The sequence below is a fragment of the Winslowiella sp. 2C04 genome, from assembly GCF_050037805.1.
GTDB classification, from domain to species: Bacteria; Pseudomonadota; Gammaproteobacteria; order Enterobacterales; family Enterobacteriaceae; genus Erwinia; species Erwinia toletana_A.
Map to the genome: position 1 here is coordinate 2,264,487 of NZ_CP188300.1, position 25,979 is coordinate 2,290,465.

Consider the following 25,979-nt stretch of genomic DNA (forward strand, 5'->3'; position numbering starts at 1 on the left):
TCAGTCAGCCTTACGGATACTGCTGGCTGATATCTGGCAGACTGACACCGAGCACCATGAAAGGATGACACCGATGAAAGCGCTAGTGCTGAAAAGTTACAGCAAATCCGGTCAGCTGGATTTCGCCGATATCCCGAGGCCGTTGATTAAAGATAATGAGATTCTGGTTCAGGTACGCGCCGCAGGCCTTAACCAGATTGACTGTATGATTCCCAAAGGAACTTTTAAACCCATTCTTAATTTTACGCTTCCGGCAGTGATGGGCAGTGATCTTGCTGGCGTGGTGGTGGAAACAGGTAAAAACATCACCCGTTTCCGGGTCGGTGATGCGGTTTATGCCAGCGTATTTGATATGGATAAGGGCTCATTGGCTGAATACGTGGCGGTTCCGGAATCAGCTGCGGCACTGAAGCCTGATAGTCTCGACTTCGCAGAGGCCGCTGCGCTTCCGATGGTTAGCCTTACCTCATGGCAGGCTTTTGAAAGGGCAAAGCTGAGGCCCGGGCAGAAGGTGTTTATCCCGGCTGGCTCAGGCGGTATCGGTACTCTGGCGATTCAGCTCGCCGTGCATCTGGGGGCCACGGTGGCTACTACCACCAGCGCGGCTAATAGCGTGCTGGTTAGGGGGCTGGGCGCCAGTAACGTCATTGATTATCAGCAACAGGATTTTGCATCGATACTTTCCGACTACGATATGGTGCTCGGCACCGTGCGAGGCGATGGTATCGAAAAAGCGTTGAATATTGTCAAACCTGGAGGAGAAGTGGTCTCGCTGGTCGGTCCTCCGGATTTACCGTTTGCGCGGCAGCGTAAAATGAATATGCTGTTGAAATCGCTGTTCTGGCTGATGAGCCGCAAAGTCAACGCGCAGGCCGCTCGCCGTCAGGTCAGATATTCGTTTCTTTTTGTCCATCCTGACGGCGAGCGCCTGGCAAAGATTGCCGCACTGGTTGATGCAAAACAAATCACCGCCGTGATTGACCGGAAATTCTCATTTTCCGACAGTCGTGCTGCACTTGCCTGGCTTGCCCGGGGGCATGCGAAAGGAAAAGTGGTTGTTGAGTTTCCCTGTCAATCCTGAGGCATTAAAACCCGTTGGCGGATTAAATCAACCTGAATGACACTTGCGAATGGTCGCCAGCAGTATTTCAGTACTCAGGCAATGCTGGCTACCAGAACGCGTCATTATTCCCACCGGTTCCCCGGGGCCATGCGATGCAATGGGGAGTGCTGCCAGAGAGTGATGCAGCAAATCTTCCTTGATCGCGCCGGAGGGCACAAACCACACGTAGTCATAACGTTGCGCCAGCTGGCGCGCCAGCGAAGTCGAAGAGGTTTCGATACAGTTAGCGGGTAACGTACAGCCTTGTTCATCCATCATCGCCTGAGCAATGCGACGCGGTGCCGTCCCCTCCGGAGAGATCACCACCGGCCATTGCAGCGCTTTTGATAGCGTGACGTTGTCACTTAATAGTGGGTGGTCCGGACGTACAACCAGACGTAATGATTCTAGAAACAGCAGTTCGTAGGTTAAACCCGCCATCATATCGCTGTCGGCCATGCGGCCAATGCCAACGTCAAACTCACCCGCTTTTAATCCGGCGATTAACACATTGTTATGCAGGGTGGCGACCTGCACGGTGGCCTGTGGTTGCAGTTGATGAAAACGGTCGAGAATAGACGGCAGCATACCCATTGCTGCCGTCGTCAGTGCACCAACCCGCAGCACTACCGGCTGATCGCTGACCGCGCTGGTAAATGACTGGCCGGCATGGTTCAGGGCGTCGAGCACTTTTACCGCGTGGGTAAGAAACTGCTCACCCATGGTAGTGAGCTGCGCGCCCAGTCGTCCACGCTCAAACAGGCGCGTGCCGGTCAGCTCCTCCAGTTCATTCAGCGTCTTGGATAACGCTGGCTGACTAAGACTGAGCGTCTCTGCCGCACGTCCCAGCGTACCCTGCTGTGCAACCGCGACAAAGGTATGTAGATGGCGCAAGCGAATGCGCTGATTAAAAACGTAATTTTTATCCATACCACAGGGTAGTGAGGTCTGAAGAAAGGAAGCAAGCCTGATGAGTGGATTTTGTTAACCTTATTGCAAAATTTATTTAACATTTGTGTTGATTGCACAAAATATCACCATGAATTAACTCGTTACGTCAGGTGACAGGATTTGACGGGCCGCTTATTTATGACGATAACTTATAGTAGAAAGCGCGACATGCTACCTCCCGTTATGGCGCGCCATGTTTTGTCACACCAGGGAGAAAAAGTATGCAACGTTGTATCGCCACTGTTTCCGTCAGCGGCACGCTGGAACAAAAACTTGATGCCATTGCCGCAGCTGGCTTCGACAGTATTGAGTTGTTCGAAGAGGATTTGTCTCACAGTAAACGCAGCGCCAGTGAAGTGCGCAAGATGGTTGAGACACGGGGTTTGCGCATCGACTTATTACAGCCGTTTCGCGATTTCGAGGGCGAAACCGGCGATCAGCTGGCACGTGCACGGCAGCAACTGGCGCTGATGAACGAGCTTGGCTGTAAAAAATTGCTGTTATGCAGTAATGCCAGTAACGGCTGCAGCAGCGATGCGCAGCGGCAAATCGACGATCTGCATGCGTTGGCTGAACTGGCCGGCAGTTTTCAGGTTGAAGTGGGCTATGAGGCACTGGCGTGGGGCAAGCATGTTAACCGCTGGGAACAGGCATGGCAGCGGGTGGCAGCAGTTAATCATCCCAGTCTGGGTATCGTGCTCGACAGCTTTCATATTCTGTCACGTGGCGATACGCTGAATCAGCTCGACAGGGTGCCGCCGGAGAAAATTACCTTCGTGCAGTTTGCCGATGCACCGCAGCTTAACCTTGATGTATTAACCTGGAGCAGACATTACCGCTGTTTTCCTGGCCAGGGCGATTTTGATCTGACACGTTTTGCCCGTCAGTTACATCAACACGGCTACCGTGGACCCTGGTCACTGGAAATTTTCAATGAACAGCTGGCGACGCCGCCGCGACACAGCACCGCGGCAGAGGGTTATCGCTCATTGCTGACGCTGGAAAAGTCATTAAGCGAATAGCGCCGACATCAGGGGCACGATAGTTTCAGCTTATGCCTCTCGGGCTAACTTCGCGGGTTTGGTGGTCCGCGTCGACCACCAGCAAAGTAAGGATCCCAGGCTAACCATCGCCGCCCCTTGCCAGAAGGATAATGTCAGCGTGGAGTCGAGGATAAAGGCCGAAAGCAGGGAGGAGATCACCGGAATAAAATAGCAGGCGGTCGCCAGCACCATCACGTTACCGTGCAAAATACCGGTATTCCAGGCGGCATAACCGAATCCCATGGCGCACGCTGCCAGCAGCAGATTAATTATCACCGTGGAGCTCAGCGCGAACTCAGGTTGCGGCGCGGAGAGAAATTTTATCCATAATGTGACGGCGGTGAGGATAAAAAATAGCGTAATGCCGTTACTGCCCTGGGCGATTCGCCGGGTGACAACGCAATAGATTGCCCAGATGACTGCTCCGCTAAATGCCAGGCCGTAACTTAACGGATTGCTGTGAAGATTTTCAGCGATCTGGCTGAATGAGAATGCCTGCTCGCCGCCGAGCACGCGGCAGATACCCGCAATCGCCAGCAGCACACCAGGAATAATCAACAGGCTGAACTTTTGCCGGTTAACCACTATCGACAGCACGACGGTGATTGCGGGCCAGAGATAGTTGACCATACCCACCTCAATCGCCTGCGTGTGAGTATTGGCGAAACCCAGTGACAGTGAAAGGCACAGTTCATAACTGACAAACAACAGACTGCCAATCAATAAATAGGCGCGGGGAAAGGTGTTGATTCTGGGAAAACCGACGGTGAAAAGCAGCAGTAAAGCACTTAACGTATAGATCATTGCCGCACCGCCTACCGCGCCAAATCCTTCACTGACACTGCGGATCAATCCGACAATGGCGCTCCATAACAGGATGGCGATCAGGCCAGTCAGCGTGGCTCTCTTTTGTGTCATTTATTATACAACCTCTTGCCCTCAGCGTTAAAACAGCGTGTCAGCCCATTCAGCCCGGCTCAGAGAGTACAGGGTAAAACGGAACCAGACAAAGTCCATATGAATCCGTTATCATAGCGCTCACTTTTTTTCGATGAAACCTGACGAATGTTATGACTGACGTTTGTGAGGGAGGTTTCGGCGTTACAGGGAGCTATACCGTGAGCAGCACACCGGCGATTGATCTTCGCCAGCTTATTAATACAGCTGTAATGAGCGGCTATCAAAAGCGCATTATTCTGCTCTGTTTTATCGTGGTAGCGCTGGATGGTATGGATATCGCGCTGATGGGCTTTATCGCCCCGGCGCTGAAAGCCTCATGGGATGTCACGAATCACCAGTTGGGTGGCGTGATTAGCGCCGCGCTTATCGGCCTGGCACTGGGAGCGATGTTTGCTGGCCCGCTGGCGGATCGTTTTGGTCGCCGGATCATCATTATTAGCAGCGTATTTTTCTTTGGCCTGTGGACGCTGGCTACCGCATTGTCACAAAACCTTGAACAAATGATGCTGTTCCGCTTTTTAACCGGTCTGGGATTAGGTGCGGCGATGCCAAATGTCGGCACGCTGGTGGCGGAGTTCTCTCCGGAGCGAAAGCGCTCATTTCTTATTACCGTGGTATTTTGCGGTTTTACCTTTGGCGCCGCCGCCGGTGGCTTTGCCGCCTCCTGGTTAATTCCGCGATTTGGCTGGCATTCGGTGCTGTTGCTCGGTGGAATATTGCCGCTACTGGTCATGCCGTTTCTGCTCAAGTATCTGCCGGAGTCGGTGCGCTTTCTGCTAAGTCGTGGTGCGCCAGCGGAAAAAATCCGCGCAATTGTCGAGAAGATGATGCCGGGGCGTACGCCGCCCGATGCGCGTTTCCTGTTACCTGCGCAGGTGCAGCAGCAGGGCGCGATGCGTACGGTTATCTCACGGAAGTATCTGACCGGCAGTCTGATGCTGTGGGGCAGCTACTTTATGGGGCTGTTTCTGGTCTATCTGATTGGCAGCTGGCTGCCATCATTGATAAAAGATATTGGCATGACGGTGACCCAGGCGGCGCTGGTTACCGCGATGTATCAGGCTGGTGGCACCCTTGGTTCGCTATTTGCCGGCTGGCTGATGGATCGTTTTAATGCCAACCTGGCGCTGGCGTCGATTTACGCCTGCGGCGCCATCTTTACCGTGGCGATTGGCTTCGCGCCTGCCGACGCGCTGGTAATGAGCGGCATCGCTTTCTGTAGCGGTTTTTGCCTGAACGGTGCCAACACCGGAATGAATGCACTTTCTGCCAGCTATTACCCTACTCATGCACGCGCCACGGGTTCCAGTTGGATGCACGGCGTGGGGCGTATTGGTGCAATCCTCAGCGCCTTTGCCGGTGCTGAAATGTTGTCATTAGGCTGGAGCTTTACTCAGGTATTTTTGCTGCTGGCGATTCCGGCGCTGCTGACCTCGGTGATGCTACTGGTCAAAAGTGTTTTCGGCTACCAGCGTAAAGAATAACCACCGATTTGCGGGTGACATTGGTCGCCCGTCATAACTTTCTCGCAGTCGATCACAAATTCTGCATAATTTTCCCCGCAACCTCGCCAATCCATTACATTTGCTGGTAAATACGGCAACAGGGTAATGATGATGGAAAACCGTTGGGTCAGTGCAGACAGCATCCGTGAGCACTTTTCACAGGCGATGTCGGCGATGTATCAGCAGGAAGTTCCGCAATATGGCACCTTGCTCAGGCTGGTAGCGGAGGTAAATCAGCAGCAATTGCAGGCTGATCCGCTGTTGGCACAGCGTCTGACAGAGAGCGACGAACTGGCGCGGCTGAGCGTTGAGCGGCATGGTGCAATCCGCGTCGGTACTGCTGCCGAGCTGAGTATGCTGCGCCAGCTGTTTGCTATCATGGGTATGTACCCGGTGGGCTATTACGACCTGTCGCAGGCCGGAGTGCCGGTGCATTCCACTGCCTTTCGCCCGATAGACGACAGTGCGCTGCGGCGTAACCCGTTCCGACTGTTTACTTCCTTGCTACGTCTCGAGCTGATTGAAGATCCGGCGCTGCGCCAGCAGGCGAGCGAGATCCTTGCGGCGCGGGATATTTTTACCGCACACTGTCGTCAGCTGGTGATGCTGCATCAGCAGCAGGGCGGATTTGATACGCAACAGGCGGCAGAGTTCGTTGAGCAGGCGCTGGAAACATTTCGCTGGCATCAGCAAACCACCGTCGACAGTGCGACTTATCAGGCACTCAGCGATCAGCATCGGCTGGTTGCCGATGTGGTGTGCTTCCCCGGTTGCCATATTAATCATCTGACGCCGCGTACGCTGGATATTGATCGCGTGCAGACCCTGATGCCGCAGAATGGCATTACGCCAAAAGCCATTATTGAAGGCCCACCTCGCCGTGCGGTGCCGATTCTGTTACGCCAGACCAGTTTTAAAGCGCTGGATGAGCCGGTGCGTTTTCGTGACCGCCACCAGGGGACGCACACTGCACGGTTTGGCGAGATTGAGCAGCGCGGCGTGGCGCTGACTCATAAGGGGCGCGAGCTGTATGATCGTCTGCTGGCGCAAGCCGGAAGCGGCAGTGATAATCTGCAACATCAGCAGCATCTCAGTGAGATATTCAGCGCCTTCCCGGATAATGAAGTCAGTCTGCGCCAACAGCAGCTGGCGTGGTTTGAGTACCGCCGCACGTCTGCCGGAGAAAACCAGCCGATAACCCCCAGCAGTGATATTGAAAGTTTACTGTCACAGGGGATACTGCAAGCCGATCCGATTATCTATGAAGACTTTTTGCCGGTCAGCGCTGCCGGGATTTTCCAGTCTAACCTGGGCAGTGAAAGTAAAGCGCGCTCGCAGGGGCAGGCCAGTCGTCAGCAGTTCGAGCAGGCGCTGGGTGCGAAGGTGTATGATGAAATTGAACTTTACGCGCTGCGCGAACGTGCAAGTAAATTGCGCTGCGGGCTGTTATAGCGTGGCATTAACAGGGTCAGTCAGTAACTGACCCTTTTTTAATGATAACTATTGCAGGCGCGGGTTACGAATTAACGTATATTTCCCCGCACCGAGCAGCATAATAACCACGCTGCCGAAGAAAAATAGCGCTTCCGTTTCCAGTGCCCACGCGCCAACATCAGTGCGTGACCAGAAAGCGCCGGTTTTCACCAGCAATGTTGCTACCACCATGTTCACCGCGATAATGAACGCCGCAGGACGCGTCATCAGACCGATAATCACCATCACGGGTGCAACTATTTCCCCGATCCATGCACCCCAGGCGATGAATCCGGGTAAACCATGAGCGGCCAGCATATTGGCTATCCAGCCGACACCATTCTGAATTTTCGCCTCGCCATGAAACAGCAATAAAATGCCAAAGGTCAGTCGCAGAAGCAGCTTCCCTAAGTCCGGATGATCAAAAATGCGGGTAAAAGCGTTATTGATCGCGCTAAACATGATTTATTCCTTTTTCGTGTGATGAAGAATCCTGACACTGTAGTGCCTGGATAATACGCAGTTTCCTTGCTTAACTCATTCAGCAAGTTGATTCATACCCTATTTTAGTCGCGTGACGCCACAGAATGTGGAGAATATCGGTGAGTTGCCCATATCAGATGCGCAAAGGCCACGGAAAATTTAATGATTAATGACTCACGAGTACGCATAAAAACAGCAGAAGGTGAACTGCGCGGCAGTGTTGAAGATGACATTTCGGTATTCAGAGGCATACCTTACGCGGCCCCGCCAGTAGGCCCACTGCGCTGGCGAGCACCGGCAGCGGTGGATCCCTGGCAACAACTGCGCGATGCGACGCAGTGGGGGAACTCAAGCTGGCAAAATCGCGAGTATTGCCTGGCGGCAGGCGGCGGCGATCCGGGAGTATTCAGTGAAGATTGTCTGTATCTGAATGTCTGGACGCCTGATGTCCAGCCGACGCAGCCGCTGCCGGTGATGGTCTGGATACACGGCGGTGGTTTTACTATCGGTGCCGGTGGGCTGGCCCCCTACAGCGGCGCGCCGCTGGCTTCTCGCGGAGTCGTGCTGGTTACGCTGAACTATCGCCTTGGTCATCTGGGCTTTTTTGCTCATCCGGCGCTGGATGCGGAATACGCTTCAGGTGAGGTGATTAACAATTTTGCGCTGCTGGACCAGATTGCCGCGCTGCAATGGGTTCAGCGTAATATTGCTGCTTTTGGCGGCGACAGCGCTAACGTCACCATTATGGGAGAGTCTTCCGGTGGGCGCAGCGTACTGTCGCTATTCTGTTCGCCGCTGGCGGAAGGATTATTCCATAAGGGCATTGTACAGAGCGCCTATTCTTTACCGGATATGCCGCGTAACAAAGCGCTGAAGATGGGTGAGGCGGTTGCCAGCCATTTCAGCCTTAGTGGCGCAACGGCAGAGCAGCTACGTGCAATACCCGCAGAAAATTTCTGGCCGCTGGAGCATCCACTCGCGCCTGGCCCGGTGCCAATTGCAGGCGATCGGGTGCTGCCGGTTGCCTCGCTTAAGACGTTTAATCGTGCGCGTCAGCATAAATGTCCGTTAATGATCGGCAGCAACAGTGATGAAGCCAGCGTACTGGCATTTTTTGGTGTTGATGCCGCGCAGTCAATCGCGATGATTCGTCGTCAACATAAGCTGGCCTGGCGAGTGATAAAATGGCTCTATCCGGCGGCTGATGATGAGTCGCTTGGACGTCAGGTGGCGCGTGATATTGCGTTTACCACTATGGGCTATGTGGCGGCGATGGCACAGCATCGTGCAGGTGTGCCAGGCTGGCGCTACTATTTTGATTATGTTTCCGAAAATGCGCGCGACCTCTATCCTGATGGCACCTGGCATGGCAATGAAGTGCCGTATGTGCTGGATACTCTGAACAGTATGAATGCCGGCAGCGACCGTCCATTTACCGCTAACGATCGTCAGTTTGCCTGGCAGGTCAGTGAATACTGGCTAAATTTTGCCCGTAATGTCACACCGCACTCGCGACATATTACCGGTGAAGTGGCGTGGCCGGCGTGGCATCCCGCCAGGGACAGCACGCTGCGCTTTGGCGACTTTCATCTGGCAGATATTCGTATCGAGAAAGACTTTATGAAGCGCAGAATGCAAATCTTCCGACTGATGATGCGCACGCTGGTGCGGCTTAATTAGTATTATTTCCATTAAATATCATCCGTTGGCTGAATTGATTAATTCAGTCAATGAATTATCAATGCCCGTTAGTAAAAAGTTGTTTTATAGCAACAGGTTACTCAACACCTCAATGAAAGTAAGGTTTTGATACACAAGAATTTTTCGTGATAATTTTCTAAAATTTTCTGCTGTAACTGCCGATAACGGTTACTCGAGCCCGCTCATCAGGGGCTGAAATAACCGGTAATTACCGATTTGGAGCAGTTATGAACATTTTAAAAAATTTCACCATTCGCGCGGTGATGCTGTGGATTCTCGGCCTGTTCTGCTTGTTATGGATAGGGGTCGCGATGTACAGCGTTTACTCGCTGAGCGCGCTGGCAAAAGGTAATGAAGTCGATCGGCATATTGTCAGCCAGATGAATGTGCTGAGTAAGGGCAACGATCAATATTTTCGCTTTATCACCCGCCTGTCGCGGTTGATTGATGCCAGGCAGAGTGGGGTGGCTGATAACCCTGCCGATCTGGCTTCGGTACAAAAATCCCTCGATAACATGCGTGCGCTGCTGGACGATTTTCGGCAGTTGTCACCGGGACCGATTGACGCCGGGGTGGTGAAGGCGGTTAGCGACAGCTGGCAGCAACTGCTTGAAAACGGAGTGAAACCGCAGATGCAGGCCGCGCAGCAGCCGACACTGGATGCTTATCGTCAGCAATCGCGTCAGGTCACGCCAGCGCTGAGCCGCAGTTTTGGTGCCAGTGCCGAGAAATTCAACCTCGCGGCAGCAGAGATGCTGGATGATACCCGGGTAACCGTCGATCGTCTGACCTTTATGACCAAAATCATTATTGTCGTCGCCGTGATTATCGGGCTGCTGATTCTGCTGTTTACCGATCGCTATCTGGTCACCATGCTGGTGCGTCCGCTGGATGGTATTCGTGAGCATTTTCGCATCATTGCTGAAGGCGATCTTAGCCAGCCGGTCAGTGATATCGGGCGTAACTGCGTTGGCAAGCTGGTGCCACTATTGCGGGCAATGCAGGATAGCCTGCGCGATGCGGTAGATGCGATTCGCGGCGGTACAGAAAATATCTGGCGCGGCGCGGCTGAGATCTCTGCCGGAAATAACGATCTCTCGTCGCGCACCGAGGAGCAAGCGGCGGCGCTGGAACAAACCGCCGCCAGTATGGAACAACTGACCGCAACGGTAAAATTTAACGCCGATAATGCACGTCAGGCCAGCCAGTTGGCGGATAACGCCTCAGTTACCGCCGAAAAAGGCGGCAAGCTGGTCAGTAATGTAGTAACCACCATGCAGGGAATTTCCGGCAGTTCACATAAAATTGCTGAAATTACCCATGTGATTAACAGTATTGCCTTTCAGACCAATATTCTGGCACTTAATGCGGCGGTGGAAGCGGCACGTGCTGGCGAACAAGGCCGGGGGTTTGCGGTGGTCGCCAGCGAAGTGCGCAATCTGGCGCAACGCAGTGCGGGCGCAGCTAAAGAGATAGAAGGGCTGATTGCTGATTCGGTGCAGCGTGTAGACAGCGGTTCACGGCTGGTCAATGAGGCGGGTGCTACCATGAGTGAAATCCTGAGTGCAGTAACGGATGTCACTGAGATCATGAAGCAAATTGCTGCCGCCTCAGAAGAGCAGAGCAAAGGCATTTCGCAGGTGGGCACCGCAATCTCTGAGATGGACAGCGTGACTCAGCAAAATGCATCGCTGGTCGAGCAGGTCTCTGCTGCTGCCAGTGCGCTGGAACGTCAGACGGAAGAGCTGCAAAGTTCAGTCGCTAAATTTCGCCTGTCAGACAGCCAGGGCGCAGTCACACCAGAGATCGGTAAGCCATCCGCACAATTAAAGGTTGGTGGCGCTGATAAAAGCCGCAATCAGTGGGTTTCTTTCTGAGATTAATCGGCAGGGGCGGCAAGATATGGACTGCCGCCCGTAATCAGTTTATTTCGCTGCCAGCAGGCAGAGTTTTTCGGCCAGCAGATACGACTTCACAAACGACGGTATCGGTAAGAATTCAAACTTAGAATGAAAATTATGCGCGCCGGTGAAGAAGTTCGGCGTCAATAGGCCTTTTGCCGACAGCGCTGCACCATCGGTACCGCCGCGCATCGGAATCACCTTCGGCTCAATGTCCAGCTGCGCCAGCGCCGTAAAGATCAGATCGATCGCCCGGCGATCCTCGCCAATGGCATTGCTGATATTGCTGTAAGTATCAGTGATGGTGAACTCGACTTTACCGGTGGGATACTGCCCGGCAATCATCGCCGCCACATCGGCAATTTTTTGCTTTCGCCGGGCAAAACTTTCCAGATCGAAATCACGAATCGATGCTTTCAGCTGCGCTTCATTAGAGTTGGCAATCAGATCGTTAAACCAGATATATCCTTCACGACCTTCAGTATGCTCCGGTGTCTCCAGCCGATCGAAATGGCTGATAAAGTCATGGGCCATCAGTAACGGATTGACCAGCACTCCTTTGCCGGACATCGGATGAGCGGTCACGCCAGTTAGCCGAATCTCTGCCGCTGCCGCGTTAAAATTTTCGTACACCACTTCCCCCAATTCGCAGCAGTCGATGGTATAAGCGAAATCGACGTCGAAACGGTTTTTCAAATCCAGAGCTTTTGCGCCACGTAATCCAATTTCTTCATCGGGTACAAACGCCACCACGATATCACCGTGCTCACCGCTGAGATTTTCCATCAGCGTCATCACTACTGTCACTGCGGCTTTATTATCTGCACCCAGCACGCTGGTACCGTCGCTGAAAATAATTGCCTGACCGTGGTAGGCGAGGATCTCCGGGTGTTCTGCTGTGCGCAGCCAGATGTCCTGCTGCGCATTCAGACAGAGATCATGACCTTCAAAGCGCAGCGTTTGCGGGTGTATATCGGGGGATAAACCAACATCAACGGTATCAATATGGGTGATAAAACCGATGCGCGGTGCGGCAGGGCAATTACCTGGCTTAACCGCAGTCACGGTAGCAAATTCATCGATCACCACATTCTGCATGCCCAGTGCGCGCAGCTCTTCAGCCAGCATGTTGGCCATATCATGTTGTTGCGGCGTGCTCGGAAGCACTGTCGCTTTGGCGTCGCTCTGGCTGGACACCGCAAGATAACGGTAAAAACGTTGGGTTAACTGGCTGGCCAGATGGTGATTCATAACGCTTCCTTATCAGGTGAAACCGATGAGTTATTCAGTATGTTAGCAAATCATGTTATTTATTAAACAGATGTGAATTTGTTTTACTCACCAGGTCGTGTTCAAGTCAATAAAAAGCGAGGATAATGATGAAAAAAATGGTTAGCCGGTTTGCGCTGGCGGCACTGACGCTGACGCTGGCGTCAACAGCTTCGGCAAAAACGCTGGTTTTTTGTTCGGAAGGATCGCCAGAAAATTTTAATCCACAAATTTACACATCCGGCACCAGCGTTGATGCCAGCGCGGTTCCGGTGTTTAACCGGCTGGTGGATTTTAAAGTTGGTACTACTGAACTGACTCCGAGCCTGGCGGAAAGCTGGGATATCAGCCCGGATGGTAAGGTCTATACCTTTCATCTGCGCCAGGGCGTGAAGTTTCACAGCAATAAAAACTTTAAGCCAACGCGTGATTTTAATGCTGATGATGTGATTTTCTCTTTTATGCGCCAGAAGGATGAGAACAACCCCTATCACAAAATTTCTGGCGGTGCTTACACCAACTTTGAAAGTCTGGAATTTGGCTCACTGATTAGCGCCATAGATAAAGTGGATGATCATACGGTGCGTTTTACCTTATCGCATGCCGAAGCTCCCTTCCTTGCTGACCTCGCCTGGTACTTTGCCTCGATTCATTCAGCAGAATATGCTGATGCAATGATGAAAGCCGGTACGCCGGAGAGAGTGGATATGGAGCCGATTGGTACCGGACCATTCCAGCTGGCGCAATATCAGAAAGATTCGCGCATCTTGTATAAAGCCTTCCCGGAATATTGGCAGGGCAAGGCGAAGCTGGATCGCATCGTGTTTTCCATTACGCCAGATGCCTCGGTGCGCTATGCCAAACTGGAAAAAAACGAGTGTCAGGTGATGCCATTCCCCAATCCGGCAGATTTGAAGCGCATGGAGCAAAATAAAGACATCGCGCTGATGCAGAAAGCGGGGCTGAATACTGGATTCCTCGCGTTTAACACCCAGAAGCCACCACTGGATAACGTTAAAGTCCGCCAGGCGTTGGCAATGGCGATCAATAAGCCAGCAATTATCGAGGCGGTATTTCAGGGAACCGGCACGGTAGCAAAAAATTTGCTGCCGCCGGGCGTCTGGAGTGCGGATAAAGATCTGAAAGATTACGACTACGATCCCGGACAGGCTAAAGCGCTGCTGAAAGCTGCGGGCCTGCCTGAAGGAACCACTATCGATCTCTGGGCAATGCCAGTGCAGCGTCCCTATAACCCTAATGCGCGCCGGATGGCGGAGATGATCCAGGCGGACTGGGGTAAAGTGGGTATCAAGGCCAATATCGTTAGCTTTGAGTGGGGCGAATACCTGAAAAGAGTCAAAAATGGTGAACATCAGGCGGCACTGATGGGCTGGACAACCGCAACGGGCGATCCGGATAATTTCTTTGGCCCGCTGTTTAGCTGCACATCGGCAAATGGCGGTTCAAATTCGTCGAAATGGTGCTACCAGCCTTTTGAGCAGCTGATTACCGAAGCACGTGCAGAGCAGGATCAAAACAAACGTACCGCTCTGTATTTGCAGGCACAGAAGATCATGCATGAACAGATGCCGGCGGTGATGATTGCACACTCAACCATCTTCGAGCCGGTACGCAAAGAGGTATCAGGTTATGAAATTGATCCCTTTGGTAAGCATATCTTCTATCAGGTTGATTTGAAGTAGAGGAATACTGGCTTTTCCCGCAGTGGGGGAGAGCCAGTTTGTTGTACAGGGGGGGAAGTCAGCAGTAGGTGATATGTAACAGAGAGTAAAAAGAATGAAGTAATTGATTAAAAACGCAACAAAGTAAGAGGTCGTTAGTCCGGAGCTTTTATATTTTTTTAAGCGTTAACGCTTTATATCAGCAGCTCCAGACCAGCGACAAATAAAACAATGGACAAAGATTTCCCTGGTGAAGGCTTGTCCGTCAATCTGCTCCAACATCGACAAATTGACAATGGTGATTACCTGCAGCTTTATAATCTGACTGGCTGTCTATAGGTAAAGACTTTAAATGATCTTAAGGATTAAAACCAGTTGGACTTAGGTATAGGTGAGCACTGTACTTTTATTTGTGCACGGTGCGCGACTAATTAGCATTAACAGCAGCAATAGATCAGAGGGTACTTCAATTTAATATGAAATGATTAGTCAGGTATTAAACTGCTTCCGGTGTATTAAGCTTAAAAGCTATAAATGCGGTGAGATTTTGACACAGGGGAAATATCGATGATCAATAACAGAGTGAGAAGTGATGCACTCAAGTGATTGAAAAATATAGAATAAAACCAGCCATTCAACGTGAAGAAGTGGCATTGTTTTGCTTGTTTTTTCATCCTTTATCGCTGACGGATTGATAAGTTGCTTAATTGTCGAATTAAAGTGAATCAGATGTGATTATCTTCCGAAACTTTCAGCGCAGGTCAGTTGGGAGCGCGCCACAGTGGGGCAGAAAGCTAATCTGGCCGCAACTTGCTAATCGACAGGGAACAAGCATTGAAGAAGGTAAATCTTCGCAAGGCAGATAATCATTTTCTGGCGTAACCGGGTCCAGTTTGTTTTCAATGTTTGCGATTAATCAATGTGAGCTGGATGAGTAGCTAAACGATTATGGCATTAAATTATATCAATTGTATTTTTTCTTCGTCAGTAATAATTAATCACTTTTGTGCGATTATATATTCTATGAATATAATTTTAATTTAAAATATTGCATGTCAAATTATATGTAATTTTTTTAATATACTAAAGTTTTGTTTATGATATACTCCACCTCCTTGTTAAGGACTGTCATGGGCGATAAGCGGAGGAGTGAGTGTCTAATCTATTCTTCAATAATGAATTTATTAACAATACGATAAAGGATTATCTGGAAAGGAAGCTGGATGGCTATCAGAACATCGAGTACGCCTATGCCATTATGAATAAGAAGAACCCGGCACAGTTCACCATCATTTCCAATCGGATGGAATGGTTCCAGATTTATACGGAAAATAATTATCAGTTTATCGATCCGGTTCTTATCACTGCCTCGCACAGAGTGTCGCCATTTTCATGGGACGAGAATATTGCCATTAAATCCGGTCTGAAAATACCCAAGATCTTCGACATGGCACGCAATTATGATTTTATCAACGGCTATACCTTTGTGCTGCACGATCAGAATCATAATCTGGTGGTACTCTCTATTATTATCGATAAGCACAGCGGTAATAATACCGAAGAGAAAATTATTAAGAACAAATCTGAATTGCAGATGCTGCTAATTACAGCCCATGAGAAACTGTTGTTACTCTATCAGGAAGTGAACAGCATCGCCGAAAATGAAAAAGTAGATAAAGAGATATTTTCAAAGCGTGAAAATGAAATTATCTACTGGGCAAGTATGGGCAAAACCTATCAGGAAATTGCACTTATCCTTGGGATAAAACTGAGCACAGTGAAGTTCCATATCGGCAATGCTGTTAAAAAATTAGGTGTTACTAACGCCAAGCACGCTATAAGGCTGGGCATTGAGTTGCAGCTGATCAGGCCGGTGCTGCCCGACACTAAACGATAATGGCCATGAAGTTAACTCATTGAATGATGATGGGTTTTCTTTAATTATCCGCTCAATAAGAATGCGTTGATTCCTGGCATCTACCGGCATGAAAATTAAGTAAATAGTATCATTCTTCTCTGATAAGCCTTTCTCAACCACTGAAATAAGCCATCCTGAGCGTTTGAATATAATAAACATCGGGTGGCTGACGATTGCATAAATTCCCTTATGCCCGGCATGCCGACTGTAGTTAATCATCGATAAGAAAAGTAATGTACTGATCGGTTGCTGACTGATGCCCAGATCCCTGGCGCGCTGCTTATCGATAAATAATCTGCTGGCATCGACATAGTTTCCCTTCGGCAATTCTATATTATTGAAATAAGATTTAAATGTTCCGGTTATCATATTGTGATACTTAGTTTCAATAAATCGAATGCTACAAATCACCATGTTTTTATAAACACCAAATAAGTAGTTAGTATGCGCATTGTCATACTCATCGAACTCCATATTATTTTCACAATTAACTAACCAGTTCAGGCGGTCTTTAAATGTTTTCTTTCTCAGCGTAAATAACTCTTCGGATCTGTTATCAGACAGTAGATTGTAGTTTACATTGAATATTTTTAACATTTTGATAGTTCCTAAGTTAATTATTTTATACAGAATCTTCTTTATTCTTTAAAGAACTTTATCATTAAGGCGAGACTAAGTAAATAATTCGATAAGCCTTATTGCACTGTTTATCGCAACGTTTTTTGTCTTTTACAGATTTTTGATTATTTTTTCAGAATAAGCGGACATTTTTATGTCGCAACTTGTTTGTTTTAGGTGAGATTGTTTTATAAAATTAATGTTCTAATCAGGCTAAGATATTGATAATTCGACAGCGGAATAAACGCATAATTCGAACGTATCATTCTATTTCATGGGCTTAGCGACGCTTTTCATTTACTGCCCGCGGCAGGGATGCAGAGGGAGAAGAGAGAAAATGGTTAACAGCTTTAATTATGGATGATTATTATAATTTCATTAATGTTTTGCGGTGGTGAAAGTTTAAAAATTGATCGTTCTTCTGCGCTGATGAATGAAGAAAAAAGATAGATTATTTACGTAATGAATATAGCTCCGCTGGCCGCCATCAAAAGCCGAAATCGCGATGCATTAGCTCGCTTTGCTGTTTTAGTTCGTGGCTGGCAAATTGCAAAAACAAGCGCAGGGCGGCACTGTGCTGACGACCCGGGGGAGTCTGAATCTGTAAGCTTCGCTGGCTGAGCTGTTCGACGCCAAACTTTTTCAGCACCAGGCCATGCTCCTGCGGCTGGTACATTACGGTAAAGTGGCTGCACAGGGTTATCGCCAGCGGTGAATTGAGCATAAAACTGTAATGGCTGGAGAAGGCGTTACAGGTGAGTACCGGCTCAATAAAGATACCGCTCATTTGGCAGGCGAGATCGAACAGTTGACGCACCGTGGTGCCGGACTCCGGCAAAACCACCGGATAATGCACTAAATCGTTCAGCGTTACCTGCTGCTGCGCCAGTGGATGCTGATGCTGCATGACAATCAATACCGGCGCGGCATAAGCGCTAACGACATCCACGCCGCGCTCCGGATGTAAACTGAACTGGAATGCCACATCGCACTCGCCGTCGCGCACCCGCTCGGCCACTTCTTTGCCGCTGCCGGGATTCAGACTGAAAGTCACCGCCGGATTCTGCTGTCGAAACAGGGCGAACAGAGTGGGGAGCAGAGAAAACGCCATGCCGTCAGTACAGGCGACGCGGATCAGCGTGCGACGAACGGCGGTCAGACCCTTGATTTCAGCGATGGCGTGTTCCATATCCAGCAAACTTTTTCGCACGTGATTTTCAAAAATCTGCCCGGCCTCGTTAAGGGTCATTCCACGTGCATGACGTTCAAACAGCGGTACGCCGATCCGCGCCTCCAGCCGTTGTATCTGGCGACTGATGGCCGATACCGCCACATACAGTTGTTCACTGGCCGCACTTAACGAGCCGCTGTTAGCCACCGCGAGAAAATAACGGATTTCACTACTGTGCATTAACCTGCCTCATAAAGGTGCATGCCTTATTATCGGGCAGCTTAGCTTTGCTTTGAAAGCAACCATTGTTTCAAAAATTAACAATTGTGGCAAAGCGTGTTTTTAGCTTAGATGAATCGCATAACAAAACAGACAAACACAACAGGCAAACTATGACAGGTGAACAGGCAATCGCGCTGGCGACGGCGTATTTTGACAGTGGGGAATTCCGGCAGGTTCTGGCACGTCGCGTGGCGATGGTCACTGAAAGTCAGCGCGACGATCGTGATACAGAGCTGCTGCGCTATCTTGATAGCGAGATTGCGCCAGCGCTGAGCGCACTGGGTTTTGAGTTACACCATTTTGCTAACCCGCAGGCGCAAAACCGCCCGTTTCTGATCGCCACCCGAGTTGAAGACCCGCAGTTGCCGACCGTGCTCTGTTACGGGCATGGTGATGTGGTATTTGGCGATGATGAAAACTGGCGTAGTGGGCTAACGCCATGGCAGCTGGTTGAAGAGGGCGACCGCTGGTATGCACGCGGCAGTGCGGATAATAAAGGACAGCACAGCGTTAATATTGCTGCACTGGAACAGGTATATCAAGCGCGTGGCGGCAAGCTGGGATTTAACTGCACTTTCCTGTTTGAAATGGGAGAAGAGATCAGTTCTCCGGGGCTGGCGGAAATTTGTCAGCAGCAACAGCAGCTGTTGAAAGCCGACCTGTTTATTGCTTCCGACGGACCGCGCCTTAATGCTGTGCGTCCGACGCTGTTTCTCGGTTCCCGTGGCTGCATTAACTTTCGCCTCAGCATTAATGCCCGGGAAAAAGATTATCATTCCGGTAACTGGGGCGGCCTGCTGACCAATCCTGGTACGCAACTGGCTAACGCTATCGCTTGTCTGGTTAATGAAAAAGGGCAGTTGCAGGTCGCTGCGCTGAAACCTCCGGCGCTGACGGCGGCGGTGCGCGAAATTCTCAGCGATATTGATCCGGCGGGCGGTGAAAGCGATCCTGTGATCGATAGCCTCTGGGGGGAAGAAGGGTTGTCATCCGCAGAACGCCTGTACGGCTGGAATACTCTCGAGGTTCTCTCTTTTCTTACCGGCAATCCGGCTCGGCCAATGAATGCCATTCCAGGCAAGGCCACCGCAGTATGTCAGCTGCGCTTTGTGGTTGAAACTGACTGGCAGAATCTGGCGCTGCACGTCAGTGAACATCTGCAGCGGCATGGATTTAATAATATTGAGGTAGAAGTGCTTCGCGGCTCTCCGGCGACGCGGCTTGATCCGACCGATCCTCTGGTGAGCTGGGCGCTGGGGCTGATGGACAAAACCAGTGGCAAGAAATCTGCTCTTTTACCCAATCTTGGCGGCTCACTGCCGAACGAGGTGTTCTCCGATATTCTTGGCTTACCGACACTATGGATTCCGCACTCTTATCCTGCCTGTGGTCAACATGCGGTGGATGAACATATGCTGAAATCTATTGCGCGTGAAGGATTGCAAATAATGACCGCGCTGTTCTGGGATCTGGGTGAGCAGGGCACCGCCCTGATTGCGCAGCATCAGAGGCATAAAACTTCGCGGGGGCAGCATCATGAGTGAAGCCGCGCAGCAGCTTCAGGTTTCCAGTCCGGCGAAACCCAATCTGCATAAAACGCTGTTTGCCACCTGCATTGGCAATGCGCTGGAGTGGTTTGATATTGCGGTTTATGGCTTTTTTGCCAGCTATATCGCCCATGCCTTTTTCCCGACCGAGGACGCATCGGTTTCACTGTTGCTGGCGCTGGGCAGTTTTGGTCTTTCGTTTCTGATCCGGCCGCTCGGTGCGGTAGTGCTCGGTGCCTATGCCGACCGCGAAGGGCGGAAAAAAGCCCTGCTGGTGTCGATTTCGCTGATGCTGGTCGGCGGGGCGATTATTACCTTTATGCCGACTTACGCCTCCATCGGCCTGGCAGCACCAGTGCTGATTATGCTGGCACGCCTGATTCAGGGGTTTTCCGCTGGCGGAGAGTTTGGCAGCTCTACCGCGTTTTTAGTCGAGCACTTTCCCGAGCGTAAAGCCTTTATCGCCAGCTGGCAGTTTGCCACCCAGGGCGCGAGTACCCTGATGGCTTCCGCTTTCGGGCTCGGCCTGACCTGGTGGCTGAGTGAAGCGCAAATTCAGCAGTGGGGCTGGCGAATTCCGTTTGCTTTCGGGCTGATCATCGGGCCGGTTGGCCTGTATATTCGCCGTCATCTGCATGAGCCGGCCAGCTTTAAGCCGCAGCAGGATAAATCGCGTGCGCCGCTTAAAATTCTCGCCGGTCGGCAGAAAGAGCTGCTGCTACTGGCGATTGGCCTGATGGTCATTTCTACCGCCATTAATTACATGCTCAATTATGTGCCAACTTATGCGACTAAAAACCTGCATCTGCCGGGGTCAGTCGCCTTCACCGCCACCCTGATTGCCGGGGTGATTCTGACGGTGGTTACGCCACTAATGGGGCTGTGGGCTGAAAAAATCGGACGGATGCCGCTGATGTGGAGCGCATTAATTCTGCTTATTATCACCATTTATCCGGCGTTTAGTATGGTTGTTAACCATACCACGCCGCTTACCCTGATTTTGCTGGTTGGCTGGATGGCATTACTAAAGTCGATCTACTTCTCTACCGTACCCTCGTTAATGGCCGATCTGTTTCCAATGGAAACCCGCGCCAGTGGCATGGCGATCAGTTACAACATCGCGGTAACGGTGTTTGGTGGCTTTGCCCCTTTGATATGCAGTTTGCTGATTACCGCCACCGGCACCAGCCTTGCACCCAGTTATTATCTGATGCTGTTGGCTCTGCTTAGTGGCTGGGCGTTACTGCGCAGCCAGCGACGACTGGCATAACGGCAGGTTTAACAACGGCGTAAGCAAAGTGCTTGCGCCGTATCAATCGATATATCGCACAGGGAAATAAAGAAATTCATATTATTCAAGCTGATATTTTTATTAAGTAAAATTTTTTCCGGCGACACTTTTGCTAAAATAAAATTACCTTATACTGCTGCTTCTGACAGGATTGTTAAGGTGAACGACTATGGAACAGTTTCTTCTCCGCAGTAATGAATATAACTTTGGTTATCAATCTGCCCAGCCAACTGATAGCAGCGTAATCGAATTATTTCTCAAGCACGTCAACGCGTTTCCGCAGCACCCCGCAATTATTACTCCGGAAAAAACCATTAATTATCTGGAGCTGGCGCAGCGAGCCAGTTCACTGGCCGTCTGCCTGGCTGAAATGGAGATACATTCTGAAAAGCCGGTGGCTATTTTACTGCCGCCGGGTATTGAAAATATACTCTGTCAGCTGGCGATATTATGGGTCGGAGGCAGCTGCGTTCCGCTCGATCCCTCACTGCCGGATAGCCGATTAAGTTTCATGTTGGAAAATGTAGCGGTCAATTTAATTCTGACCAATAATGCTGCGCAGCGTGCTGATTTAGCCGGACGCCAGTTGATGCTGGAAAATATCGCCCCGATGGAGGGCGCAATCCAGCAGATGCCGTATTGTAAATTAGAGCGGCATCATCGCAGCCATATTTTATTTACCTCAGGTTCTGTTGGCCGACCAAAAGCGGTAGAAATTGAATCAAGAGGAATTATTCGTCTGGTAATTAATACACAATATGTGACGCTAAGCAGTAGCGACCGCGTGGCTGCAATTGCAAATCCGACATTTGATGCCTCCCTGTTTGAAATCTGGGGGGCGCTGCTTAACGGGGCCGCAGTGGTAATTATCGCAAAGGAGACGGTAATCGATCCGTGGTTATTTGCTACGGCATTGCAGCAGTATTCCGTCAGCGTGATGTTTATCACCACCGCCTTATTTAATCTGGTGGCAACAACCTGTCCTGAGGCTTTTCGCTACATCAACACGTTGTTGGTTGGTGGAGAGGTCGCTAATCGGGCGACGCTGATGAAAGTGTTAAACAGCGCGCCGCCGCGCCGCTTAGTCGCGGTATATGGCCCGACCGAGTGCACGGTATTTGCGCTCAGTTGCGAACTGCACTCGGCAGAGGCAATCAGTGATGATGTGCCGATTGGCCTGCCTATTGATAACACCTGTGCCTGGGTGCTGGATGACCAAAAAAATCCGGTGGCTGCCGGGACCATTGGCAATCTGTATGTTGGTGGTGATGGCGTGGCTCGTGGCTACTGGAATCAGCCGCAGCTTAATGCGCAGCAGTTTATCACTTTCCATTCAACAGCAGATAACCAGCCGCAACGCCTTTATCATACCGGCGACTTAGCCTGGCAGCGTGCTGATGGGTTGTTTATGTTTGCCGGTCGCCGGGATAATCAAATTAAGATCCGCGGGCATCGGGTTGAACTCGAAGAGATAGAGCATCAGTTACTGGAAAGTGAGCTGTTACAGGCGGCGGCAGTCTGTGTGGTTAAAAACAGCTTCGCGGAACCGCTGCTGACCGGGTTTATCGTGCCAGTATCGCCTAACAGATTTAATAAGAGTGAAATAGAGCAGTGGATCAAACAGCGTCTGCCTGAGTATATGCTGCCGCGCCTGACGGTGGTCAGCAGCCTGCCGATGACCGTCAGCGGCAAGATCGACCGGCAGTTGCTGCTGGCTGGAATTCAGGAGAAACATCGCCTGGCACCGGCTGCTGATGCGGATATGCAGCATAAACAGTCAGTTATTCTGCGAGTCTGGCAAGAGGTGCTTAATGCGCCGGACATAACCCTTGATGACGATTTTTTTCAGTGGGGCGGTAATTCACTGCAGGCAGCCAGAGTCGTAATTGAAGCCAGTAAAAAGCTTGGTCGGCGGGTATCGGTGCAAAATTTATACGATGCACCTTCGCCGCGCCGGATGGCGCTGAGTTTGCAACAAGCAGAGGTAGGCAACTCTGACGATCCCTGCACGATCATGCGCAATGACAGCCGCTTGCCTGCTGATATTCAGCCACATGCCAGCGAGCTGCCAACCCGTCGCAAAGTGGTGTTACTGACCGGCGCTAGCGGTTTTCTTGGGGCGTTTTTACTGCGCGATTTGCTGCTTCAGCCTGATACGGAACGGGTAATTTGTCTGGTGCGTGCTGCCAGCAATCCACAGGCGCGACTGCGGCTTAAGCATAATTTGCAACAGTATGAATTATGGCAGCAGGCATTTGATGCCCGGATTGAGGCGCTTGCCAGCGATATTGCGCAGCCGAATCTGGCACTGGATAAAGTGGCATATGAGCATCTTGCTCAACAGTGCGACCTGATATTTCACGTGGCTGCTCATGTTAATTATATTCAGCCTTATTCAGCTCATTATGCTGCTAACGTGCTTGGTACACTTAACATTTTACGCTTGGCAGTTAAGGGCAAAACCAAGCCACTGCACTATGTGTCAACCATTGCTGTATTCGGCCCGGCAAGTTTATTTTCACCTGTAAAGCGTATTTATGAGGGTGATGAACTGACCCCGTTCCTGAAAGGGATGCAATATGCTTCCGGTTATTCACAAAGTCAGTGGGTGGCTGAAAAATTAATCTGGCAGGCAAGGGAACGCGGCATTCCACTGGCGGTCTATCGACCAGGGTTTATTACCGGAGACAGCGAAAGCGGTGCGGGAAACTCAGCTGATTTTATCGCCCGGATAATTAAAGGCTGCATCAAAATGGGTGCTTCACCACTATTGTTTAACCAACGTGATGAATTCATTCCAGTCAATTACGTCAGCGCCGCGCTAATCCATATTTCACGCGATAATATCAATCTGGCGAAGGCTTTCCATCTGGTACCGCCGGACCCGAGTCAGTCTGTCGACTTTAATGCGTTTTTCGAGTTGATTAATCAGTGTGGATATCCCTTGCAGCCGCTAAGTTATACCGAATGGCTGGCTCGGCTGGAAACGGATCAATCCGCTGATAATCCGTTAACCCCGCTGCTGCCGATGCTTTCTGAAGTAGTCTGGCGGCAGAAGACCCGTTGGGAATTATATGAAAATATGCCGGTTTATGACGCAAGGAATATGAGGCTGGCACTGGAAAATATGACTTCTCCACTATTTTCACCAATGAACCGGCAGCTGTTAATGCGTTATCTTGATTACTGGCGCACCACAGGAATTCTGCCGTAACGAGGCGTTATCGTCGCTGAGCGATCCTGAAGCTCATGAGCGCAGGATCGCTTATTTACTCATGTTACATCAAGCTGCGTGATGTATTTCACATCCCGCAGATGTCAGTTGTCCGATTTTTTGAGACAGCTCCCATAATTACTCAATTTGTATGGAAACCGGTTTCCATATCGTTTCCACTCACGGTCATATCACCGACTGGGAGTAAACGTTATGCACAAGATTATGCTTTGTTGTTCCGCCGGGATGTCTACCAGTTTACTGGTGCGCAAAATGCTGGAAGAGGCCGATAAACGCGGGTTGGCAGTCGATATCGCCGCTTACAGTGCCACAGAATTTGACGATCGTTTTGCCGATTACCAGGTGGTGCTGCTGGGGCCGCAGATAAAATATATGCTGGAGACGCTGGCGGAAAAAACCGTTGCTTCCGGCATTCCGGTAGCACCGATCAATATGATGGATTACGGCATGCAGCGCGGCGATAAGGTGCTCGATTTTGCGCTTGAGCTGATTGCTCAAAAAGGAGCCGCCTGATGAGCTCGGTCTATCAGGTATTGATCAATATCATCGAGCGTAAAATCACGCCGATGGCCGGAGCCGTGGGCCAGCAACGGCATGTTATCGCGATTCGCGATGGCTTTGTTGCCGCGCTGCCGTTTATGATTATTGGCTCGTTTATGCTAGTGTTTATCTTTCCGCCTTTCTCGCCGGATACCACCTGGCGCTTCGCCCGCGCCTGGCTCGATTTCTCCGTCAATCACCGTCAACAGCTGATGCTGCCTTATAACCTCAGTATGGGAGTGATGACCTTTTTTATTTCAGTTGGCATTGGTGCGAGTATTGGTAAACATTACAAGCTCGACCCGGTGATGACCGGTTTGCTGGCTTTTATGGGTTTTTTACTGGTGGCGGCACCTTACCAGGATGGCAAAATCGCCACTGATTACTTCTCCGGGCAGGGAATTTTCACCGCTATTATCACCGCACTGTATACCAGTGAAGTGTATGCATGGCTGAAGCGCCACAACATTACTATCCGCTTGCCGAAAGAGGTGCCGACCGGCGTCGCGCGCTCTTTTGAAATTCTGATCCCGGTGATCGTGATTGTTGCGACACTGCATCCGCTGAATTTGCTGATTGAATCCTGGACCGGAATGATAATTCCGCAGGCGATTATGCATCTGCTGGCGCCGCTGGTATCGGCCTCGGACTCGCTGCCAGCAGTGCTGATTTCGGTGCTGGTGTGTCAGGTGCTGTGGTTTGCCGGTATTCATGGCGCGCTGATCGTCACCGGAATTATGAATCCTTTCTGGTTAACCAACCTGGCGGCGAACCAGGCAGCGCTGGAAGCCGGTAGTCTGTTGCCACATACCTATCTGATGGGATTCTGGGATTTTTATCTGCTGATTGGCGGCGTCGGTTCGACTTTACCCCTGGCCTTCCTGCTGTTACGCAGCCGCGCCATTCACTTGCGCACCATTGGTAAGATGGGCGTAGTACCCAGCATCTTTAATATCAATGAGCCGATTCTGTTCGGCATGCCGATTATTATGAATCCGCTGTTTTTCCTGCCGTTTATCTGTGTGCCAATGATTAACGCCGTATTTGCCTGGACAGCAATCAAGCTGGGCTGGGTTGCGCAGGTGGTGTCGATGGCTCCATGGACCACGCCGGGGCCGATAGGTGCTTCATGGGCTGCCAACTGGGCGCTTAGTCCGGTGTTTATGTGCCTGTTTTGTATGGTGATGTCGGCACTGATGTATCTGCCTTTCCTGCGCGTTTACGAGCGCACCTTGCTGCAGCAAGAAGCAGAAAACCCACAAAACGGCGCAGCTGCGCAGGGTAACGATCTTCCGGCCCGAACTTAA

19 protein-coding genes are annotated in these 25,979 nt (G+C 50.7%); 13 read left to right on the plus strand and 6 right to left on the minus strand.

All coding sequences use genetic code 11. The features are described 5' to 3' along the window. Positions 1–73: 73 nt before the first annotated feature. Positions 74–1,081, plus strand: coding sequence for an NADP-dependent oxidoreductase (locus ACP3TC_RS10070; RefSeq protein WP_426818126.1), 1,008 nt, complete (start codon positions 74–76; stop codon positions 1,079–1,081). A 27-nt stretch (positions 1,082–1,108) separates the two neighbouring features. On the opposite strand, the gene ACP3TC_RS10075 is transcribed toward ACP3TC_RS10070, so the two are convergent. After that, positions 1,109–2,032 (minus strand): LysR substrate-binding domain-containing protein, encoded by a 924-nt coding sequence (locus ACP3TC_RS10075; protein ID WP_313852050.1) that lies wholly within the window; start codon positions 2,030–2,032, stop codon positions 1,109–1,111. Positions 2,033–2,274: 242 nt separating this feature from the next. On the opposite strand from ACP3TC_RS10075, the gene ACP3TC_RS10080 reads away from it, so the two are divergent. Further along, the gene (locus tag ACP3TC_RS10080; RefSeq protein ID WP_426818127.1) at positions 2,275–3,075 is read left to right on the plus strand and encodes a sugar phosphate isomerase/epimerase family protein; all 801 of its coding nucleotides are present in this window, start codon (positions 2,275–2,277) and stop codon (positions 3,073–3,075) included. A gap of 30 nt (positions 3,076–3,105) precedes the next feature. Here ACP3TC_RS10080 and yddG read toward each other — a convergent pair whose 3' ends face one another. Next, positions 3,106–4,014 carry an aromatic amino acid DMT transporter YddG gene (yddG, locus tag ACP3TC_RS10085; protein WP_313852046.1) on the minus strand — a complete coding sequence of 303 codons (909 nt, stop codon included), beginning with the start codon at positions 4,012–4,014 and terminating at the stop codon, positions 3,106–3,108. A 200-nt stretch (positions 4,015–4,214) separates the two neighbouring features. Here yddG and ACP3TC_RS10090 point away from each other — a divergent pair, with 200 nt between their 5' ends. Both ACP3TC_RS10090 and hglS read left to right on the plus strand, forming a co-directional pair. Then, a complete protein-coding gene (locus ACP3TC_RS10090; protein WP_313852044.1) occupies positions 4,215–5,540 on the plus strand; it encodes an aromatic acid/H+ symport family MFS transporter in 1,326 nt (441 codons plus the stop codon). 132 nt (positions 5,541–5,672) lie between these two features. Then, a complete protein-coding gene (gene hglS / locus ACP3TC_RS10095; protein WP_426818263.1) occupies positions 5,673–7,013 on the plus strand; it encodes a 2-oxoadipate dioxygenase/decarboxylase HglS in 1,341 nt (446 codons plus the stop codon). A 48-nt stretch (positions 7,014–7,061) separates the two neighbouring features. Here hglS and ACP3TC_RS10100 read toward each other — a convergent pair whose 3' ends face one another. After that, positions 7,062–7,496, minus strand: a complete 435-nt coding sequence (locus tag ACP3TC_RS10100) for a DoxX family protein (protein ID WP_313852043.1) — start codon at positions 7,494–7,496, stop codon at positions 7,062–7,064. 183 nt (positions 7,497–7,679) lie between these two features. On the opposite strand from ACP3TC_RS10100, the gene ACP3TC_RS10105 reads away from it, so the two are divergent. Together ACP3TC_RS10105 and ACP3TC_RS10110 are read left to right on the plus strand one after the other, a co-directional pair. After that, the gene (locus tag ACP3TC_RS10105; RefSeq protein ID WP_426818128.1) at positions 7,680–9,197 is read left to right on the plus strand and encodes a carboxylesterase/lipase family protein; all 1,518 of its coding nucleotides are present in this window, start codon (positions 7,680–7,682) and stop codon (positions 9,195–9,197) included. A 248-nt stretch (positions 9,198–9,445) separates the two neighbouring features. Then, entirely contained in the window at positions 9,446–11,095 is a 1,650-nt protein-coding gene (locus tag ACP3TC_RS10110) for a methyl-accepting chemotaxis protein (protein ID WP_426818129.1), read from the plus strand. Between the two features lie 48 nt (positions 11,096–11,143). Here the strand turns inward: ACP3TC_RS10110 and pepT are convergent, their stop codons facing one another. Continuing rightward, entirely contained in the window at positions 11,144–12,370 is a 1,227-nt protein-coding gene (pepT, locus tag ACP3TC_RS10115; RefSeq protein WP_426818130.1) for a peptidase T, read from the minus strand. 128 nt (positions 12,371–12,498) lie between these two features. Between pepT and ACP3TC_RS10120 the strand changes: the two genes are divergently transcribed. Next, positions 12,499–14,091, plus strand: a complete 1,593-nt coding sequence (locus ACP3TC_RS10120; RefSeq protein ID WP_426818264.1) for an ABC transporter substrate-binding protein — start codon at positions 12,499–12,501, stop codon at positions 14,089–14,091. Positions 14,092–15,223: 1,132 nt separating this feature from the next. Then, positions 15,224–15,967 carry a helix-turn-helix transcriptional regulator gene (locus tag ACP3TC_RS10125; protein ID WP_426818131.1) on the plus strand — a complete coding sequence of 248 codons (744 nt, stop codon included), beginning with the start codon at positions 15,224–15,226 and terminating at the stop codon, positions 15,965–15,967. Here ACP3TC_RS10125 and ACP3TC_RS10130 read toward each other — a convergent pair. Together ACP3TC_RS10130 and ACP3TC_RS10135 are read right to left on the minus strand one after the other, a co-directional pair. Next, entirely contained in the window at positions 15,881–16,585 is a 705-nt protein-coding gene (locus ACP3TC_RS10130) for an acyl-homoserine-lactone synthase (protein WP_313852038.1), read from the minus strand. The genes ACP3TC_RS10125 and ACP3TC_RS10130 overlap by 87 nt on opposite strands. A 508-nt stretch (positions 16,586–17,093) precedes the next feature. Further along, positions 17,094–18,017, minus strand: a complete 924-nt coding sequence (locus ACP3TC_RS10135; protein ID WP_313852037.1) for a LysR family transcriptional regulator — start codon at positions 18,015–18,017, stop codon at positions 17,094–17,096. Positions 18,018–18,169: 152 nt separating this feature from the next. On the opposite strand from ACP3TC_RS10135, the gene ACP3TC_RS10140 reads away from it, so the two are divergent. The 5 genes from ACP3TC_RS10140 to ACP3TC_RS10160 all read left to right on the plus strand — a co-directional run bounded on the left by ACP3TC_RS10140 (position 18,170) and on the right by ACP3TC_RS10160 (position 25,979). Beyond that, complete coding sequence (locus ACP3TC_RS10140) at positions 18,170–19,603, plus strand: M20 family metallopeptidase (RefSeq protein WP_313852035.1); 1,434 nt, start codon at positions 18,170–18,172, stop codon at positions 19,601–19,603. Then, on the plus strand, positions 19,596–20,876 hold the full coding sequence (locus ACP3TC_RS10145) for an MFS transporter (protein ID WP_313852034.1): 1,281 nt from the start codon (positions 19,596–19,598) through the stop codon (positions 20,874–20,876). The genes ACP3TC_RS10140 and ACP3TC_RS10145 overlap by 8 nt, the downstream gene beginning before the upstream one ends. A 190-nt stretch (positions 20,877–21,066) precedes the next feature. Beyond that, positions 21,067–24,111, plus strand: coding sequence for a non-ribosomal peptide synthetase (locus ACP3TC_RS10150; RefSeq protein WP_426818132.1), 3,045 nt, complete (start codon positions 21,067–21,069; stop codon positions 24,109–24,111). A gap of 213 nt (positions 24,112–24,324) precedes the next feature. Beyond that, positions 24,325–24,645 carry a PTS sugar transporter subunit IIB gene (locus tag ACP3TC_RS10155; RefSeq protein WP_313852032.1) on the plus strand — a complete coding sequence of 107 codons (321 nt, stop codon included), beginning with the start codon at positions 24,325–24,327 and terminating at the stop codon, positions 24,643–24,645. Next, positions 24,645–25,979, plus strand: a complete 1,335-nt coding sequence (locus tag ACP3TC_RS10160) for a PTS sugar transporter subunit IIC (RefSeq protein WP_313852031.1) — start codon at positions 24,645–24,647, stop codon at positions 25,977–25,979. The genes ACP3TC_RS10155 and ACP3TC_RS10160 overlap by 1 nt, the downstream gene beginning before the upstream one ends.

Bases quoted from the DNA above. Each gene is read 5' to 3' on its own strand.
- ACP3TC_RS10135 (WP_313852037.1), bottom strand. From the start codon at position 18,017: ATGCACAGTAGTGAAATCCGTTATTTTCTCGCGGTGGCTAACAGCGGC.
- ACP3TC_RS10145 (WP_313852034.1), top strand. From the start codon at position 19,596: ATGAGTGAAGCCGCGCAGCAGCTTCAGGTTTCCAGTCCGGCGAAACCC.
- ACP3TC_RS10070 (WP_426818126.1), top strand. From the start codon at position 74: ATGAAAGCGCTAGTGCTGAAAAGTTACAGCAAATCCGGTCAGCTGGAT.
- ACP3TC_RS10140 (WP_313852035.1), top strand. From the start codon at position 18,170: ATGACAGGTGAACAGGCAATCGCGCTGGCGACGGCGTATTTTGACAGT.
- hglS (WP_426818263.1), top strand. From the start codon at position 5,673: ATGGAAAACCGTTGGGTCAGTGCAGACAGCATCCGTGAGCACTTTTCA.
- ACP3TC_RS10130 (WP_313852038.1), bottom strand. From the start codon at position 16,585: ATGTTAAAAATATTCAATGTAAACTACAATCTACTGTCTGATAACAGA.
- ACP3TC_RS10150 (WP_426818132.1), top strand. From the start codon at position 21,067: ATGGAACAGTTTCTTCTCCGCAGTAATGAATATAACTTTGGTTATCAA.
- pepT (WP_426818130.1), bottom strand. From the start codon at position 12,370: ATGAATCACCATCTGGCCAGCCAGTTAACCCAACGTTTTTACCGTTAT.
- ACP3TC_RS10100 (WP_313852043.1), bottom strand. From the start codon at position 7,496: ATGTTTAGCGCGATCAATAACGCTTTTACCCGCATTTTTGATCATCCG.
- ACP3TC_RS10080 (WP_426818127.1), top strand. From the start codon at position 2,275: ATGCAACGTTGTATCGCCACTGTTTCCGTCAGCGGCACGCTGGAACAA.
- ACP3TC_RS10105 (WP_426818128.1), top strand. From the start codon at position 7,680: ATGATTAATGACTCACGAGTACGCATAAAAACAGCAGAAGGTGAACTG.
- ACP3TC_RS10160 (WP_313852031.1), top strand. From the start codon at position 24,645: ATGAGCTCGGTCTATCAGGTATTGATCAATATCATCGAGCGTAAAATC.
- yddG (WP_313852046.1), bottom strand. From the start codon at position 4,014: ATGACACAAAAGAGAGCCACGCTGACTGGCCTGATCGCCATCCTGTTA.
- ACP3TC_RS10075 (WP_313852050.1), bottom strand. From the start codon at position 2,032: ATGGATAAAAATTACGTTTTTAATCAGCGCATTCGCTTGCGCCATCTA.
- ACP3TC_RS10120 (WP_426818264.1), top strand. From the start codon at position 12,499: ATGAAAAAAATGGTTAGCCGGTTTGCGCTGGCGGCACTGACGCTGACG.
- ACP3TC_RS10155 (WP_313852032.1), top strand. From the start codon at position 24,325: ATGCACAAGATTATGCTTTGTTGTTCCGCCGGGATGTCTACCAGTTTA.
- ACP3TC_RS10110 (WP_426818129.1), top strand. From the start codon at position 9,446: ATGAACATTTTAAAAAATTTCACCATTCGCGCGGTGATGCTGTGGATT.